This window comes from Blastococcus litoris (assembly GCF_003075095.1).
GTDB classification, from domain to species: Bacteria; Actinomycetota; Actinomycetes; order Mycobacteriales; family Geodermatophilaceae; genus Blastococcus_B; species Blastococcus_B litoris.
The window spans coordinates 1-15641 of record NZ_QCZF01000007.1; the positions used below are offsets into that span (position 1 = coordinate 1).

Genomic DNA, 15641 nt, shown 5'->3' on the forward strand with positions numbered 1-15641 from the left:
GGGACGCGCCCGGCGGGGGTGCGGGGACGCGCCCGGCCGCGATGGCCGCCAGCTGCGGTCGGGCATCGGCCGCGGTGAGCCGGCGGGCGGGGTCCTTGGTGAGCAGCCCGAGCAGCACCGGCTCGAGCGGCCCGGCCCGCAGCACCGGCGCGGGGTGCTCGGAGACGACCGACATGAGCGTGGCCATCGCCTCCCCGCGGTCGAACGGCGGCCGACCCTCCACCGCCGCGTAGAGGGTGGCGCCGAGCGACCACAGGTCGACCGGCGGTCGCGGCTCGTCGCCGTTGGCCCGCTCGGGGGCCATGTAGGACGGCGAGCCGATGAGCGCGCCCTGCGTGGTGAGGCTGGAGTCGCCGGTCGTCGTGGCGATGCCGAAGTCGGTGAGGCATGCGCTGCCGTCGGGGGAGACGAGCACGTTCGCCGGCTTGACGTCGCGGTGCACCACGCCGATGGCGTGCGCGGCGTCCAGGGCGTCGAGCAGGTCGAGGCCGATGCGGGCCACGGCGGCCGGCGGCAGCGGGCCCTGCTGCTCGATGACGTCCTGCAGGCTGCGGGCGTCGACGTGCTTCATCACCAGCCACGGCTTGCCGTCCTCCTCGACGACGTCGTAGACCGTGGCCACGTGCGGGTGGTCCAGGCGGGCGGCGGCCCGGGCCTCGCGCATCGTGCGCTCGCGCAGGACGGCGCGCTCCTCGTCGGTGACGTGGACGGAGAAGGTCACCTCCTTGAGGGCGACCTGCCGTTCGAGCACCGTGTCGGTGGCCTGCCAGACGGTGCCCATGCCGCCACGCCCGAGGACCTCGCCGAGCGCGTAGCGCCCCGCGACCACCCGCGTCTGGGGTCCGGTGTCAGCGTTCACGATCGGCTCGATACCCGGCCGGAGCCGTCAGGACTCGTCGCCCTCCGGCTCGCTCTGCGCCTCGAGGTCCGCCTCCACCTCGGCGGTCTCCTGCTCGACGACGATGTCGCGGGGCTGCGGGTCCTCGGGTCCGGCGGTGGTCACGTCGGCGAGCCTGCCGCAGATCGCGCAGATGTGCCGGGTGGGTGCACGTACGGGCATCGACGAGCTACTTCCAGGCGGGGTTGCGGGCCCACTCCTCGCTGGACAGCTCGTGGAAGACGTCGAGCGCGGCCTGGGCATCGCCGACGGGTGTGCGGTGCAGGAGTGCGAGGCCGGGTCCGTCAGGCCTGCGCGCCATGCCGCGGGCGGCGAGCACCAGTCCCCAGACGCCGAGGTTCATCGGCAGGTACCACTCCCCGAGGCCGGGGGGACCCGCGCCATCGCGGAACGGATCCAGCTCCATGGCGCCCATGGTCGTCCCGTGCACCCACTGGGAGGAGACCATGTACCCCCAGTACAGCCGCTCCAGGTCGAGCCCGCGGAGCACGGTGACGACGTCGGGCGGGCGAGGGAGCCGATCTGCCTGATCTCCTCGCCCGTAGGCGTCCCGTGCGCGGGAGAGCCGGTCCCACCGTTCCTGCGTGAGCGAGCTCCAGCGGCCGGCGGGCAGACCCCATCCGCGGAGCCGGTCGGTGAGGCCCTCAGCCCAGCGGGCGTCGGATTCGAGCATCTGCAGGTGCCGGGTCTCGGCCTCCTCCCGTACGGCCAGGTGGCCCGGGGCGGTGGGGCCGACCAGGAGCCAGTGGGTCATCAGCCCTGTCTCGAAGGCGCTGCGGCCCGCCGCGAAGGCCGGCGGCAGGACGCGGGGGTTCGTGCCGGCCATGGTCACGAGGCCGTCCACGTGGTCGGCGAGCACCCACATCCGTCGCAAGGCATCCGCCTCGTACCGGGTCGCGACCGCCTGCCGCCACTCGTCGAGGGAGCTGCGCAACCAGAGGAGACCGTGGGCGACGTCCTGGACCGCGACCGTGAACCTCGTCAGTTCGTCGGGTGGTCCTCCGGTCACCCGCGGAGCTCGCGGCGGAGGATCTTGCCGGTGACGGTCTTCGGCAGCTCGTCGACCAGGACGACGCTGCGCGGGTACTTGTAGGCGGCCATGCGCTCCTTGCAGTGCGCGATGAGCTCCTCCTCGGTCACCGAGGCGCCGGGCTTGAGGCTCACGAACGCCTTCACCGTCTCGCCGCGCTTTTCGTCGGGCACGCCCACGACCGCCGACTCGCGGACGGCGGGGTGCTCGGCCAGGACGTCCTCGACCTCGCGCGGCCAGACCTTGTAGCCCGACGCGTTGATCATGTCCTTCTTGCGGTCGACGATGAACACCCAGCCCTCGGGGTTCATGAAGCCCACGTCGCCGCTCTTCAGCGCCCCGCCGGGCAGGTTGGCCGCCGTCTCCTCGGGCTTGCCCCAGTAGCCGGCCACCACCTGCGGGCCGTCCGCGACGATCTCGCCGATCTCGCCCAGCGGCAGGTCCTTCCCGTCGTCGTCCTGGATGCGGACGATCGTGTTCGGGGCGGGCACCCCGACCGACAGCGCCCCGGACGTCGGGTCCACCGGGGACGGCGACCCGAACGGCGTGACGGTCATGGGCGACGTCGTCTCGGTGAGGCCGTAGGCGTTGTGCACCTGCTTGCCCGTGGCCTCCAGGAACCCCTTCTCGGCGGTGGGGGAGATGGCCGCCCCGCCGGAGTAGATCGACGTGAACGAGGCGAAGTGGTCCTTGGTGAAGCCCGGCGCGTTCAGCAGCGCGCTGAACGCGGTGATCGCGCCGATGGTGAACGCCGGCCGGTGCTCGGCGAACGCGTCGAGCACCACCTGGGGCTCGAAGCGGTAGGCGAGCACCAGCGGCGCCGGGACCAGCATGCTGACCGCGATGTGCCCGATCAGCCCCGTGATGTGGAACAGCGGGGCGATGCCGAAGATCGCCCCGTCCCGCCCGGCGTGCACCCAGTCGCGGTAGACCTGGGCGGTGAAGACGACGTTCCGGTGGGTGTTCATCGCGCCCTTGGGCACGCCCGTCGTCCCCGACGTGTAGGTCAGGAACGCGACGTCGTCCGGGCCGAGGTCGACCGACGGCGGCGCCTGCCCGCGGTGCTCGGCGACGAACTCGGAGAAGTCCGTCGTCCCCTCGTGCCGCTGTCGCTGCATCCCGGCGAACAGCCGCTCGTCGTCCCTGCTCTGGAACTCCAGCTCGCTGGTGGTGAGGACCAGCTTCACGTCGGTGTCGGGCACGACCTCCCGCGCGATCTGGTCGTACAGCGCCTCGAGAGAGACCAGGACCGTCGCGCCGGAGTCCTTGAGCAGGTAGGAGAGCTCGCGCTGCCGGCTCATCGGGTTGATCGACACCATGACGCCGCCGGCCTTCCAGGCGGCGACCATCGCGATGACGAACTGCGGCACGTTCTGCAGGTAGACCGCCAGCCGGTCGCCCGGCGAGAACCCGTGGGCGAGCAGGCCGGCGGCCAGCCCGTCGCTGAGCTCGTCGAGCTCCTGCCGGGTGATGACGCCGTCGAAGTAGCGCAGCGCATCGGCGGAAGGGTCCTTCGCCACGCCCGCCCGGAACATGTCGAGGGCGTCGTCGAACTCGATGTCGTAGTCGGCCGGCTGGTCGCCGTAGCGGGCGAGCCAGGGGCGCTCGTCGTAGGCGCTCACCGGGATCGCCTACTTGATGACGACGGGGTTGACCGGGGTACCGGCGGCCTTGGCGACCTTCAGCGGGGCGGCGACGTAGAGGAAGTCGTACCGGCCGTCCTGGGCGCAGTCGGCCGCCAGCTTCTCCAGGTCGGCGATCTCGGTCAGCGTGACGCCGAGGTTGCGCATCAGGGCGCTGTGCAGCACGAGGGCGACGCCGTTGTTGGGGTCCATGGTCACCTCGTTGGCGATCGTGTCGGTGACCAGGTTGGGGATCTCCATGTCCTGGAACCACTGCACGAGCTCGGGGCTGTAGACCAGGCCGGGCTCGTTGAAGCCCTCGTAGAACGCCTCGCCCTGCTCGTGGAACAGCGCCAGGAAGTTGGTCCGGATGATCAGGATGTCCCGCTTCCGGATCTCGACGCCCTGGGCCTGCGCGCACTCCAGCAGGTCCTCGTGCGTGAACGTCTCGCCCTTGTCGAGGGTGTTCCTGCCCCGGAACCGCGCCATGTCCAGCAGCACGCCCCGGCCGACGACGCCCCGCTCGGCGATGGGCTGCACGCTGGCCTTCTCCAGCCCGCCGATCGTCGTCCGCGCGTCGAAGCCGTTCCAGATCTTGCCGTCGTACCAGAGGTGGCCCAGCGCGTCGTACTGCGTGGACCCCTGCAGGTAGGCGTCGATCTTGTCGTCGGCGTAGTGCAGCCCGCCCGGGTACTCCGGGCCCTTGCCGCCCTCGTCCCAGTCGCCCTCGTCGAGCACCTGGGTGCGCACCGCCGGGGTGCGGCCCGGCCACACCGGGTCGCCCTTGGGGTCGCCGATGAGCCGCTGCAGCGTGAAGACCTTGCCGTCGCTGACCAGCCGCACCGCGGCGAGCACCTGCTCGGCGCCCAGGTAGTTCAGCGCGCCGACCTCGTCGTCGTCGCCCCACTTCCCCCAGTTGGTCGGGGCGTCCTTGAGCAGGTCGCCGAGGGCCGGAGGGGTGGTCGCTGCGTCGGTCACGGAGGCCTCCAGGGGCTGAGAGGGGGAGTGGCAACCCGGAGTGTTCGCCGGTGTGGTGCCGACCACAACCGCGTGCAACATTCGGTGCAACCGATCCCCGTCCGCCCGCCGCCCGACCGCCGAGAGGGACGCCATGACCACGCCTGCCAACCCCGAGTCCGTCTTCACCTACGGCGCGCCCCAGCTGAAGTTCGGCAGCGGCGCGTCGGACGAGATCGGCTACGACCTCAGCAAGTACGGCGTCCAGCGGGTGCTCGTCGTCACCGACGCCGGGCTCTCGGCCACGGGTCTCCCGCAACGGGTGGCCGACCAGATGGCGCAGTTCGGCATCGAGGCGCGGGTCTACGACGGCGTCCATGTCGAGCCGACCGACCAGAGCCTGATCGCGGCGATCGACGAGGCTCGCTCGACCGGGCCGTGGGACGCCTTCGTCGCGGTCGGCGGTGGCTCGAGCATCGACACGGCCAAGGCGATCAACCTGCTCACCACCAACCCGGGCGAGCTCATGGACTACGTGAACGTGCCGGTCGGCAAGGGCGAGGCGCCGTCGCAGCCGCTCAAGCCGCTGGTCGCCGTCCCCACCACGACCGGCACCGGGTCGGAGAGCACGACGATCTGCGTGATGGACGTGATCTCGGCCCGGGTGAAGACCGGGATCAGCCACGCCCGGTTGCGGCCGACGCTGGCGGTGATCGACCCGGCGCTGACCCTCACCCAGCCGCCCGGGGTGACGGCGGCGTCGGGCATGGACATCCTGTGCCACGCGCTGGAGAGCTACACGGCCCGCTGGTACACGACCTACGAGCACAAGACGCCCGAGCAGCGGGTGCCCTACTGCGGCTCCAACCCGATCTCGGACATGTGGTCGGAGAAGGCGCTCTCCCTGCTGGCCGGCTCCTTCCGCCGGGCGGTGCGGCACGGGGACGAGGAGCAGGCGCGCGCGGACATGGCGATGGCGGCCACGTTCGCCGGCATGGGGTTCGGCAACGCCGGCGTGCACATCCCGCACGCGAACGCCTACCCGATCGCCGGGCAGGTGAAGGACTTCCACCCCAAGGACTACCCGGCCGACGAGCCGATGGTGCCGCACGGGATGTCGGTCGCGCTGACCGCGCCCGAGGCCTTCCGGTTCACGTTCGACTCCGCGCCGGACCGGCACGTGCGGGCCGCGCAGCTGCTGGCGCCGAACGCCGGCATCCCGACCGCACCGGAGGAGTTCCTGCCCATGGTGCTGGCCGACCTGATGCGCGACATCGACATCCCGAACGGCGTCGGCGCGGTCGGGTTCGGGGAGGACGACATCCCCGACCTCGTCGAGGGCACGATGAAGCAGCAGCGGCTGCTGGCCACGTGCCCGAAGGAGGTCACCGAGGACGACATCGCCGGCATCTTCCGCCGCTCGATGTCCCTGTGGTGAGAACCGCCGACCTCACCGTCGGGTCGCCGGCCACGTGCTGCACGCCGGGGACGGCGACTCGGAGGCGAGGACGGCGAGGTCCTCCGTGATCAGCCGGCGCGGACGACGCTCTTGGTGACCGAGGCGGCGGCGACCACCTGGCCGTCGACGGTGGCGTCGGCGCGCATGAAGGCGATCGTGCGCCCGCGCCGGAGCACCGTCCCGGTGATGTCCACCCGCTTGTCCGGCGAGACGGGGCGCAGCAGCGACACGGTGATGTCGTGGGTGACGGCGTGCTCGTCGTCCTCGAGGTGGCGGATGAGCGCGAGGAAGCAGGCGACGTCCATCAGCGTGTAGATGACGCCGGCGTGGAGCAGCCCGCCCGGGTTGAGCGTGGGCCCGGCGACCGGGAACCAGATGCCCGCCGACGGGTCGTCGGGGTCCTGCAGCTCCATCCCGAGGAAGCGGTGGAGCGGGATGCCGAGGACCGCGCTCACGCGGGAGTCGAACATGCTGTCGGAGGGCATCGAGCCGCCTCTCGTCGGGGAGGGCGAGCCTCGCACGCCGGATTCCGTCGGGGGTCGGGGCCATCCTCCGGCCATGGACGAGACGAACAGCCGCACCGGTGCCTTCTGGGACGTGCTGGCCGGGCGGCTGCCCGCCCCGCCGGCCGCCGAGACCCTGGGGTGGGCGCTGTCCCGCGTGGACCCCGAGCGCGGCGAGATCGAGGTGACGTTCGAGGCCGGCCGGGCGTTCACCAACCCGGTGGGGGTCGTCCAGGGCGGCTTCCTCGCGGCGATGCTCGACGACACGCTCGGCCCGGCACTGGTCGCGACCCTTCCGGCGGGGGAGTTCGCGCCCACGCTGGAGCTGAAGGTCAGCTTCTTCCGGCCGGCCAGACCCGGTCGGCTGACCGGCCGCGGCCGGGTGCTGCACCGGGGCGGCACGATCGCCTTCCTGAGCGGCGAGCTCAGCGACGAGACCGGGGACGTCGTGGCTGCGGCGACCGCGACCGCCCGCGTGGTCCGCACGGGAGGCGATCGATCGGTTCAGTGACTGGAACGAGTGGTTCCAGTCCCTGTACTCACTCGGCCGGCGGAAGGTTCCAGCGGATGCCGGCCGTCCAGTCCGCCGGCCGGTAGACCAGCGTGCCGGTCGTGGCGGGCACGTCGAGGACCACGGTGCCGGCAGCTGGGGTGTCCGGGCCGGGGCGGCCGTCCGGCCAGCCGTTCTCGAGGCACCCGGCCGATGCGGCGGTGTCCACGTCGGCGGTGACGACGTCGTCCGCGCCGACGAAGCGGAAGTCCGCGGCGCTCGGTGACGGCGCTTCGGCCTCGGCGGCCGGAGTCGGGTCGGCGACCTCGACGTGCAGGCCGAGCAGGTGGCCGTTCTCGGCGGCGACGGTCCCGGCCGCGCAGGCGATGTCGGCCTCGACGCTGACCAGGGTGATCGTGAAGTCGACGGTGCCGTCGGCGGCCGTGTGCTCGTACCGCTCACCGAGGGCGAGGGTGGTGTCCGCCGGAGGAGGCGGCGGGGGCGGCGGCTCCTCGGTCGGCGTCGTGGGTGGCGTCGTCGGTGGTGGCGTCGTCGGTGCCGGACGGGTCGGTGTCTGCGGAGCAGGCGGTGCAACGGGCGGCGTGGACGGCGAAGCGGGTGCGGTCGGTGCCGGGTCCGTGACCGCGGGGGCGGCCGGAGGTGGCGGCGCCGGCGGTCCGAGCACCGGCGGCTCGACCGGAGCCGGCGGCGGGGCAGGGAGCCGCTCGACGGGGTTGTCCAGCTCGTCGAGTGAGTCGTAGCGGTTGGCGGGGATCCGTGCGTCGTCGGCGTCGTCGTCCGACGAGGGCACGTAGTCGTCGCCCGCTTCCTCCGCGCGCGCCGCCTCGAGCGCGGAGTAGCGCTCGTCGTAGTCCTCGAGGACGACCCCGATGTCGGGGACCTGCAGCGGCCCGCCCGTGGGCGCGGACTCGTCGACCGGGAACCAGACGTCGTCGAGCGTCGACAGCACGTCGTCCTGGCTCGTGGCGGGCAGCTCTCCGCGCTGTGCGGTGGGATAGGGGACCGGGTAGACGGCCGAGACGACTGCCGCGACGGCGAGCGTGCCGCACGTCGTCCCGAGCACGTAGACCGAGCGGCCGGCCGCCGGCCGATGGCCCGTGTGCTTCCGCATGCAGCTCCCCCGCGGCTCGGAACGACGTCCCCTCCAGCGTGTCCCGTCCAACGAGGGACGTCCACGGACGTGACCACTGTTCGCACCGTGTCGGCCGGCCGTGCACCGGGCAGCGGCGCGTGCGGCCCACCTGTGACGTTACCGCTACCCACGGTGAGACGAACGGGAGGAGCCTTCCACGCGGGAGCGCCACTCTCGGCGGCCCCGGCGCAGAACCCGCCAGGTGCCCGCGGGCGAGACGCGCGTGCCATGGCACTCGTGTAGCGCGCCCCTTGCGGTTCCGTGTCGAAAGCCCGAACCCCTGGTCGGTGACCGCGGATCGGGCACCCCTCGGGGGGTGCGCTCCCGCGATCGACGTGCGGTGGTGCAGCGGAAGACACGGGATGAGAGGAGAAGGCCATGCCCGCGTTCCCCCGTCGGCGGCTGAACGCCATCGACTCGGAGCTCCGCGCTCTCTGCGAGGTGGTCAGAGGTGCTCTGGGCGAGCTCGACGAGGTGAGGCGTCGTCAGTCGGAGCTCTCCGACATGGAAGCCGCCCTCGCCGTCGCGATCGACGTGCGCCGGCGGCGGATCGACGAACTGCTCGATGAGCGGTCCGAGGTCGCGGTCGCCGCGCAGTGAAGGCGGTCGGGCGCAGCCGCGCGACCGCGACCCGTCGCTCCCACCGGCCGGCGGCCCCGTCGGCTCGGGTGCCCCGGCGTGGGATCCCCTCACCGCCGGGGGCTGAACGCTCCGAGGGACGACCACGCGGAGGGACGCCCCGGGGGATGTGTCGGCGGCCTTGCGGATCCGTGTCAGAAGCGCCGCGACGGGCGTCCGGGCGATGACCCCGGGCAGCCAGACCGCGTCCGACACAGCGGCGCTGCGCGAGGCGCGCCGTGGATCCAGAGGAGTGGACATGAGCACGAGCACACGCCGGACCGCCTGGAGCGAGCGAGGCGCCGGACGCACCACCGGACTGCTGCTCGCGGCAGCCCTCGGCATGGGTGGTCTGGCGGCCTGCGGTGACTCCGCCGGCCCGGAGGCGGGCGAGGTCACCACGCAGGACCTGCAGCAGATCGAGGACGACCTCGGTGCCCTGGAGGACCGGGTCGGGATCCTGGAGGACGGCATGGCGGACCCCGGAGCCCCCGTGGATCCGGCGGTCGAGGACGAGGCGGGCGTGTTCGAGGACGCCGAGGCGCTCGTCGGCCAGGAGGTGACGGTCAGCGCAGCGGTCTCGGACGTCATGACCACCACCGACGTGGGGAGCGCATTCCGCATCGGGGACGACTCGGGCGAACCGATCGCCGTCCTCTCGGCGAGCCCCCAGGAGCTCGACGTCGACGACGCCGTGCGGGTGAGCGGGACTGTGGTGGAGGTCCGGCGCGACTCGTTCGAGCAGGAGTTCGGGATCGCAGCCGACGAGCTGTTCGACGACGCGGATGCGTTCTTCTCCGACTTCGAGGGCGAGGTGGCGATCACCGCCGATCGCGTGGAGGTGCTCCAGGAGCAGGCCGAGGGCTGACGACCTCCGCGGCGAGGCGCTGCGTGGCCGCTCCGGGTCTCCCCGGTAGGTCCGAGCGCCTCGCCGCGCGCGACGGCCGTTCAGCGCCCGGCCGGCTCCGGGACGGGGGACTCGCCCCCAAAGGGCGACAGGGGATGGAGCCGGACGTACTCGGACACCTGGTAGCCGACCGCCGTGACGGGCACCGCGAGGAGCGCTCCCGCGAGCCCCCACAGCAACGTGCCGGAGGTGACGGCGACGAGGATGACCACGGGGTGGAGCCGCAGTGCTCGCCCGACGATGAGCGGTTGCAGGACGTTGCCCTCGACCTGCTGCACGACCAGGACGACGACGAGCACGACGATCGCGTCGGTGGTCCCGTTCGTCACCAGGGTGACGAGGACGGCGACGGCACCGCTCACCGTGGCGCCGAACAACGGGACGAACGCGCCGACGAAGGTCAGCAGCGTCAGCGAGACCCACAACGGCACGCCGAGGACGAGCAGGGCGGCGCCGATGCCCACGGCGTCGATGAGGGCCACGACGACGACCCCGCGCACGTAGCGCGCCACCGTGGTCCACGCGCAGCGCGCGGCGCCGTCCACCTGCGCACGTCGACGCTCGGCCACCCTCTCCAGCAGCCAGGCCCACATGGCAGCGCCGTCCTTGAGCAGGAAGAACACCAGGAAGGCCAGGAGCACGACGGCGCCCAGGAGCTCGAAGGCCATGCGCGCGGCAGCCATGGGCTCGGGAGTCAGCCGGTAGACCTGGTCCACGACCGCGTTCCGCATCCGGGTGACCTGCTCGGGATCGAGGTGGAGCGGCCCCTCGACCAGCCACACGCGGATCCGGTCGATGCCGGCGGCCAGTGGGCGGGTCAGGTCCCGGAGCTTCTCCGCAGCCCGGAACCCCACGAGGAAGCCGATGCCGGTCAGGATGCCGCCCAGCAGGAGCACCGACAGCAGTGCTGCCGCTGACGGGGGCAGGGTGGTGCGCAGCCGGCGAGCGATCGGGTCCAGGAGCGCGGCCAGCAGCAACGCCACCGCGATGGTGACGGTGACGAGCGGGATGCGGAGCGCCAGCCACAGCACCAGCCACGCGCTCGCCGCGGCGCCGAGCACTGCTGCGCTGACCGACAGCGTGCGCACGGCCCAGGCAGGGACCGCCGACGCGGGATGGTGGCCCCGGTCGCCGACCGGCGACGCGGTGGACGACCGGTCCACCCCGAGTTGCGGCGGGCCGGGCCGGGCCGGCGCACGGCCCCGGAACCGCGTCACGGTCCCTCCTCCGTCGGCTCGGCCGACGTCCGTCCGCGGCGGTCCCCTCCGGTGGGCGGCACTCCGGGCACGCCCTCCTGCGCCCGACAGCGCGGTGGCCCGTCCGGCGGTCGACGGATCGGGTCCTCGCTTCGAAGGGGAGTGGGCATCCCGTCGTCTCCTGGTGTCCGCCTCGACGGCAGTGCCGCCCGGCGGGCACGTCCGACGCGCCGCCGTGCGCTGTGTGCCCGGGTCCCGGCTCGAGTTCTTCCGCCTCCGCTCAACGACACCGACCCGTCACATCCGCGGTCAGCGGCCTTGCGGACACGTGACGAAGCCGGCGGATGCGGGAGAGCAGCCCGGACGGGGGCAGCCCTCCGGCAGCTCGTCCACCACCCCACGGCGCCCGGCTCCGAGGCGCCGACGTCGATCTGGAGGAGATCCGTCATGACCACCGTCCGTTCCCGCACCGCCCGCGTGCTCGCCACCTCCGTCGTCGCCGTCTCGGCCGCGCTGGGCGTGGCGGCCTGCGGCGACGAGGCCGACCGTGGCGTCACGCTCGAGGACATCAACGAGGAAGGGGTCGAGGACCAGGGCGACCTCGACGACCTCCAGGACGACGCGTCGGAGCAGGACATCGCCGACGCACCGAACGAGGACGACAGCGGCGCCTTCTTCGACGACCCCGACTCCTTCGCCAACGAGCCCGTCACCGTCCGGGGCGAGATCGTCGAGGTCCTCAGCCCTCATGCGTTCGTGATCGGCCAGGGCGACATGGCCACGCTCGTGACCCGACCGACGCCGGACGGCGTCACCCTGCTGCCCGGGTACACCGCCCAGGTCACCGGCGACGTCGGCACGTTCGTCCTGCTGGAGGTCGAGGACGACCTCGGCGTCGATCTGGTCGACGAAGGTGTCGCGATCTTCGAGGACGGTCCCTACATCGCCGCCGTCGACGTCAACCTCCTCGACGAGGAGTGATGCCGGGCGCCAGGAGCGGCGACCGGGGTGTCCCGGTGTCGGTCACCCCGCCGAGGGTGCGGGCCGAGGTCCGCTCGCCTGGCCGTCAGGGACGAGCAGGGTGAGGCGGCCGCCGTCCGCCTCCACCGCGGCACGGATCGCCTCCACCGAGCTCAGCCCGTCCTCGTCGACCGACCCGATCCCGCGCAGGTCGAGGACGACGCCGGGGCGGCCGGCGCCGCGGAGGGCGTCGACGGTTCCTCTCAGCTGATGGGCGCTGGCGCCGGTCAGGTCCCCCTCCGCCCGGATGGTTCCCACCCGCGTGTCGACGACCTGGCTGAAGGCTGCTGCCGCCTCCGGCCCCGGAGCCGGACGCGTGCGGCTCTCCTCGTCGTCCTCCGGCTGCTCCACGGCTGTCCTCCGTCATGGTCGGCCCCGCGCACCCGCTGGGGTGGGGCGGCTCGCCCGTGCCCGCCGGCCCGGCGGTGCCGGACCCTGCTCCACCGTGGCAGCGGCTCGTCCGCGTGGGCAGTGCCGCGGGTGAATCCGTCATGCAGTTGTCGGTCGGGCGCGCGGCGGCTCGGGGGGACGGAGCGGAGAAGATGACGCAGATGTGACGCAGTGCCTGGTCAGCGCGGTGGCGACGTCCTGTCGCCGGCGGGGGAGCTGCTGCTGGGGGTCTCGCTGGGCGGCGGTTCCTGCGGCGCCACGGAGGCGAAGTCGTCGCGATCGACCGGTCCCGCCGACAGACCCGCGTCGGTGGGGACCTCGACCGGCACCCCCTCCACCGTGAACCGGACCCGGTCGACCGCCGGCAGGTCGGTGAGAGTCCAGACGACCTGGGCGACGGCGAGCAGCTGGTTACCCCCGGTGATCCCGGTGAATCCCCGCGTGACCGACACGGTGACGCTCCCGGTGGGCAGCACCTCCTCGACGCCGACGAGCTCCGGGGGCAGTGCCGTCCTGATGCCGCCGGCCGCCTCGGCGCGGGTGGGACCCTCCGCGACCTGCTCGAGCGCCGTGGCCGGCGTGGCGGCGTGGATCCGTCGCTGCACCGGGGCCAGGGCCGCGCCGCGCACGAGGAACACCGTCAGGTGCGGGCCCGACACCTGGTCCCCGGTGCCCGGCCGCGTGGCCGCCGGCGCCTCGGTGGGCACCGGCTCCGGCACGTCCTGCGCCGCGACCCCGCACCCGGCGAGCAGGGACGCGACGACGAGGGCCGCCAGGGCGATCAGCATCCGGGCCCGGCTCATCGGATCGGGCCGGCGGGGAGTTCCACGACGAAGCGGGCTCCTCCGGACGGGTTGTCGGTCACCGTGACCGTGCCCCCCATGGCCCGGACGTGACGAGCGACGAGCGCCAGACCGAGCCCCGCGCCCTCGGTCCGGGTCCGGATGCTGCCGCTTCCCCGGGCGAAGCGGTCGAACACCCGCGACCGCTCCCCCTCGGGGATGCCTGGACCGTCGTCGTCCACGAGGACGCAGGCGGACGTGTCGCTGCAGGTCACGGTGATGCCGGTCAGACCGTCGCCGTGCTTGTCGGCGTTGTCCATGAGGTTGCCGAGGACCCGTTCCAACCGGCGCTTGTCGGCGTGGATGACCGCGTCCTCGGCCCCCGTGTCCACCCGCAGGCGGGCGGTCTGCCGGCCGGCGAGACGACGCCGGAGCAGCGCCTCCTCCACGAGGGCGGCGAGGCGGACCTCCTCGAGGACGAGGTCGGCGTTACCGGCGTCGGATCGCGAGATCTCGAGCAGGTCGGCTACCAGGCGCTCGAAACCGAGGACCTCCGAACGGAGCACCGACAACCCCTCCTGCGCCTCGTCCGGGAGTTCCTCCGCGGCGCTCTCCACCAGGTCGAGGGCGCCCAGCATCGCGGTCAGCGGGGTCCGGAGCTCGTGGCTGACGTCGGCGGCGAACCGGGCGTCGGTCCGGACCCGCGTCTCCAGGGCCGCTGCCGTGTGGTTGAAGGACGAGGCGATGGGGACGAGGGAGGGGTCGCCGCGCGGATCGATGCGGGTCGTCAGGTCGCCGCCGGCGATGGCCTCCGCAGCTGACGCGATGCGGTTCAGGGGGCGCAGCGCCGGTCCGGTGACCCACCAGCCCACGATGAGCAGGAGGGGGATCAGGCCGGCGACCGAGATGGACAGCACCGCGGCCAGCACACGGTAGGTCCGGTCCAGCTCCTCGAGCGGGAAGATCTCGAAGTAGGCCTCATCCAGTCCTGCCAGCGGGATGCCGACGGCCATCATGGTGCCCTCGGACGTCTGGATCCGCTGCCGTGCCGCCGTACCGTCCAGCACCCGTTCGGCCAGGCTCCCGGGCACGTCGTCGCGTCCGATGAGCAGGGACGTGGTCACCCACTCGCCGTCGTCGACGTACAGGGAGACCGAGCCGCTCTCGCGCGGGAGCTGTGCGAGCACCTGCGGCACGGTGAGCCCTTCCGTGCCGAGGGCGCGCTGCACCTGACGGGCGTTGTCCGTGGCCTGGACGAGGGTGGCCCTCTCCCGCTGCACGAGCAGGTACTGGGAGACCGCCACCCAGACGGCGACGACGAGGATCGCGCAGAGCACCGTGGTGACCGCCGTGAAGGCCAGGGTGGCGCGCCCGCGCAGCGTCCGCAGGGGACCGACCGGCCCTCGTCCCTCCTCGACGGCGGGCCTGGCCACGGCCTCCTCGGCGTCGGCCGGGAGGGTCGGGCCAGGGCGGTCCTGAGTCGCGGTCACGCCGGGATTCGGTAGCCCATGCCCCGCACGGTGGTGACCAGGGTGGGCTGGCCCGGGTCCTGCTCGACCTTCTTGCGCAGCCTGCGGACGTGCACGTCGACCAGGCGTGAGTCGCCGAAGTAGTCGTAGCCCCAGACGCGTTCCAGGAGCTCCTCCCGGCTCAGCACGCGGCCGGGCTCCTCGGCCAGCTCGCACAGGAGCCGGAACTCGGTGCGGGTCAGGTTCACGACCTGCCCATTGCGGGTGACGGTGCCGTCCTGAGGGGCGATCTCGAGCTCGCCGACCGCGATCCGCACCCGCGGTTCAGGGGCCCGTGTCCGCCGCGCCAGCGCCCGGATCCGTGCGGACAGCTCCTTGGCGACGAACGGCTTGGAGACGTAGTCGTCGGCTCCAGCCTCCAGCCCGGCGACGACGTCGTGGCTGTCGCCACGGGCCGTGACCATGATGATCGGCACGTTCGACGTCCGGCGGATCTCCCGGCACACCTCGAAGCCGTCCTTGCCGGGGAGCATCAGGTCCAGGAGGACGACGTCGAAGTCGCGTTCCCCCACCTGCTCCAGCCCGGCCTCGCCGCTCTCCGCCTCGGCGACCTCGAGCCCCTCCCGCTGCAGGGTCATCTGCAGGATCCGCCGGATCCGGGGGTCGTCTTCGATGATGAGCACGGAACGAGCCACGTCGTTGAGTCTGCCCATGTCGCCCTCCCGGCACCACCGCCGGCGGCGACGCCTCCGCTCCGCCGCCGGCCGCCGGTGCCCTCGCGCCCGAGGATGACCGGCAGCCACCGCGCCTGCCCTCGTCGGGTGGACCTTGTCGCGGAGCTGTCACGTCCCGCTCGTCGCCCGGGCTCGCGTGTGACGGTCGTGTGACGTCACGGGCGCGCCGGCCGGCCGGCGATCCCGGGTGCCGCATCCGCTCGGACCAGCGGGCGATCTGGGCGGCCACGTCGGCGGAGCGGGTGAGCGGCAGCATGTGCCCGGCGCCCGAGAACTCGACGACCTCCCCGTCGGGCAGCGCGTCGAGCAGTTCGCTCGCCGGCACCTCGGGGTCCGCGCCGCCGTGGAGCACGAGGGTGGGCACCTCCAGGGAGCGGGCCAGTTCCGTGCCGTCGTGGCTGAGGCTGGCCAGC

The 15641-nt window shown here is 73.0% G+C and carries 16 protein-coding genes; 5 read left to right on the forward strand and 11 right to left on the reverse strand.

The genetic code is table 11. From position 1 onward, the window contains the following. The 4 genes from DCS98_RS15490 to DCS98_RS15505 all read right to left on the reverse strand — a co-directional run. A partial coding sequence (locus DCS98_RS15490) for a serine/threonine-protein kinase (protein ID WP_241038093.1) occupies window positions 1-859 on the reverse strand: 859 nt, incomplete at its 3' end. A 208-nt stretch (window positions 860-1067) separates the two neighbouring features. Continuing rightward, window positions 1068-1907: a hypothetical protein gene (locus tag DCS98_RS15495; protein WP_116452293.1), complete on the reverse strand. Its 840-nt coding sequence runs from the start codon at window positions 1905-1907 to the stop codon at window positions 1068-1070. Beyond that, on the reverse strand, window positions 1904-3550 hold the full coding sequence (locus DCS98_RS15500) for an AMP-binding protein (RefSeq protein ID WP_116452294.1): 1647 nt from the start codon (window positions 3548-3550) through the stop codon (window positions 1904-1906). Before DCS98_RS15500 ends, DCS98_RS15495 begins: the two co-directional genes overlap by 4 nt. 9 nt (window positions 3551-3559) lie before the next feature. Then, complete coding sequence (locus DCS98_RS15505) at window positions 3560-4528, reverse strand: cyclase family protein (protein ID WP_206340292.1); 969 nt, start codon at window positions 4526-4528, stop codon at window positions 3560-3562. A gap of 133 nt (window positions 4529-4661) precedes the next feature. Here DCS98_RS15505 and DCS98_RS15510 point away from each other — a divergent pair, with 133 nt between their 5' ends. Further along, the gene (locus DCS98_RS15510) at window positions 4662-5945 is read left to right on the forward strand and encodes a hydroxyacid-oxoacid transhydrogenase (RefSeq protein ID WP_116452296.1); all 1284 of its coding nucleotides are present in this window, start codon (window positions 4662-4664) and stop codon (window positions 5943-5945) included. An 89-nt stretch (window positions 5946-6034) separates the two neighbouring features. On the opposite strand, the gene DCS98_RS15515 is transcribed toward DCS98_RS15510, so the two are convergent. Then, the gene (locus tag DCS98_RS15515; RefSeq protein WP_116452297.1) at window positions 6035-6451 is read right to left on the reverse strand and encodes a PaaI family thioesterase; all 417 of its coding nucleotides are present in this window, start codon (window positions 6449-6451) and stop codon (window positions 6035-6037) included. A 73-nt stretch (window positions 6452-6524) separates the two neighbouring features. Here DCS98_RS15515 and DCS98_RS15520 point away from each other — a divergent pair, with 73 nt between their 5' ends. Beyond that, window positions 6525-6980 (forward strand): PaaI family thioesterase, encoded by a 456-nt coding sequence (locus DCS98_RS15520; RefSeq protein ID WP_116452298.1) that lies wholly within the window; start codon window positions 6525-6527, stop codon window positions 6978-6980. A 28-nt stretch (window positions 6981-7008) separates the two neighbouring features. On the opposite strand, the gene DCS98_RS15525 is transcribed toward DCS98_RS15520, so the two are convergent. Beyond that, window positions 7009-8091, reverse strand: coding sequence for a hypothetical protein (locus DCS98_RS15525; RefSeq protein ID WP_116452299.1), 1083 nt, complete (start codon window positions 8089-8091; stop codon window positions 7009-7011). A 399-nt stretch (window positions 8092-8490) separates the two neighbouring features. Here DCS98_RS15525 and DCS98_RS15530 point away from each other — a divergent pair, with 399 nt between their 5' ends. Together DCS98_RS15530 and DCS98_RS15535 are read left to right on the forward strand one after the other, a co-directional pair. Next, window positions 8491-8712, forward strand: a complete 222-nt coding sequence (locus DCS98_RS15530) for a hypothetical protein (protein ID WP_116452300.1) — start codon at window positions 8491-8493, stop codon at window positions 8710-8712. 277 nt (window positions 8713-8989) lie between these two features. Continuing rightward, the gene (locus DCS98_RS15535) at window positions 8990-9598 is read left to right on the forward strand and encodes a hypothetical protein (protein WP_116452301.1); all 609 of its coding nucleotides are present in this window, start codon (window positions 8990-8992) and stop codon (window positions 9596-9598) included. An 80-nt stretch (window positions 9599-9678) separates the two neighbouring features. On the opposite strand, the gene DCS98_RS15540 is transcribed toward DCS98_RS15535, so the two are convergent. Beyond that, on the reverse strand, window positions 9679-10854 hold the full coding sequence (locus tag DCS98_RS15540) for an AI-2E family transporter (RefSeq protein ID WP_164704592.1): 1176 nt from the start codon (window positions 10852-10854) through the stop codon (window positions 9679-9681). 426 nt (window positions 10855-11280) lie between these two features. Between DCS98_RS15540 and DCS98_RS15545 the strand changes: the two genes are divergently transcribed. Further along, window positions 11281-11814: a hypothetical protein gene (locus DCS98_RS15545; RefSeq protein WP_116452303.1), complete on the forward strand. Its 534-nt coding sequence runs from the start codon at window positions 11281-11283 to the stop codon at window positions 11812-11814. A 42-nt stretch (window positions 11815-11856) separates the two neighbouring features. Here the strand turns inward: DCS98_RS15545 and DCS98_RS15550 are convergent, their stop codons facing one another. The 4 genes from DCS98_RS15550 to DCS98_RS15565 all read right to left on the reverse strand — a co-directional run bounded on the left by DCS98_RS15550 (window position 11857) and on the right by DCS98_RS15565 (window position 15189). After that, window positions 11857-12204, reverse strand: a complete 348-nt coding sequence (locus DCS98_RS15550) for an STAS domain-containing protein (RefSeq protein WP_116452304.1) — start codon at window positions 12202-12204, stop codon at window positions 11857-11859. A 218-nt stretch (window positions 12205-12422) separates the two neighbouring features. Continuing rightward, the gene (locus DCS98_RS15555; protein WP_164704593.1) at window positions 12423-13031 is read right to left on the reverse strand and encodes a GerMN domain-containing protein; all 609 of its coding nucleotides are present in this window, start codon (window positions 13029-13031) and stop codon (window positions 12423-12425) included. Between the two features lie 11 nt (window positions 13032-13042). After that, window positions 13043-14515 carry a sensor histidine kinase gene (locus DCS98_RS15560; protein WP_116452306.1) on the reverse strand — a complete coding sequence of 491 codons (1473 nt, stop codon included), beginning with the start codon at window positions 14513-14515 and terminating at the stop codon, window positions 13043-13045. Continuing rightward, entirely contained in the window at window positions 14512-15189 is a 678-nt protein-coding gene (locus DCS98_RS15565; RefSeq protein WP_116452505.1) for a response regulator transcription factor, read from the reverse strand. The genes DCS98_RS15560 and DCS98_RS15565 overlap by 4 nt, the downstream gene beginning before the upstream one ends. Window positions 15190-15641 lie beyond the last annotated feature (452 nt).

Excerpts from the sequence above, each read along its gene's own strand:
- DCS98_RS15510 (WP_116452296.1), top strand. The coding sequence starts at position 4,662 with ATGACCACGCCTGCCAACCCCGAGTCCGTCTTCACCTACGGCGCGCCC.
- DCS98_RS15515 (WP_116452297.1), bottom strand. The coding sequence starts at position 6,451 with ATGCCCTCCGACAGCATGTTCGACTCCCGCGTGAGCGCGGTCCTCGGC.
- DCS98_RS15520 (WP_116452298.1), top strand. The coding sequence starts at position 6,525 with ATGGACGAGACGAACAGCCGCACCGGTGCCTTCTGGGACGTGCTGGCC.
- DCS98_RS15525 (WP_116452299.1), bottom strand. The coding sequence starts at position 8,091 with ATGCGGAAGCACACGGGCCATCGGCCGGCGGCCGGCCGCTCGGTCTAC.
- DCS98_RS15530 (WP_116452300.1), top strand. The coding sequence starts at position 8,491 with ATGCCCGCGTTCCCCCGTCGGCGGCTGAACGCCATCGACTCGGAGCTC.
- DCS98_RS15535 (WP_116452301.1), top strand. The coding sequence starts at position 8,990 with ATGAGCACGAGCACACGCCGGACCGCCTGGAGCGAGCGAGGCGCCGGA.
- DCS98_RS15545 (WP_116452303.1), top strand. The coding sequence starts at position 11,281 with ATGACCACCGTCCGTTCCCGCACCGCCCGCGTGCTCGCCACCTCCGTC.
- DCS98_RS15555 (WP_164704593.1), bottom strand. The coding sequence starts at position 13,031 with ATGCTGATCGCCCTGGCGGCCCTCGTCGTCGCGTCCCTGCTCGCCGGG.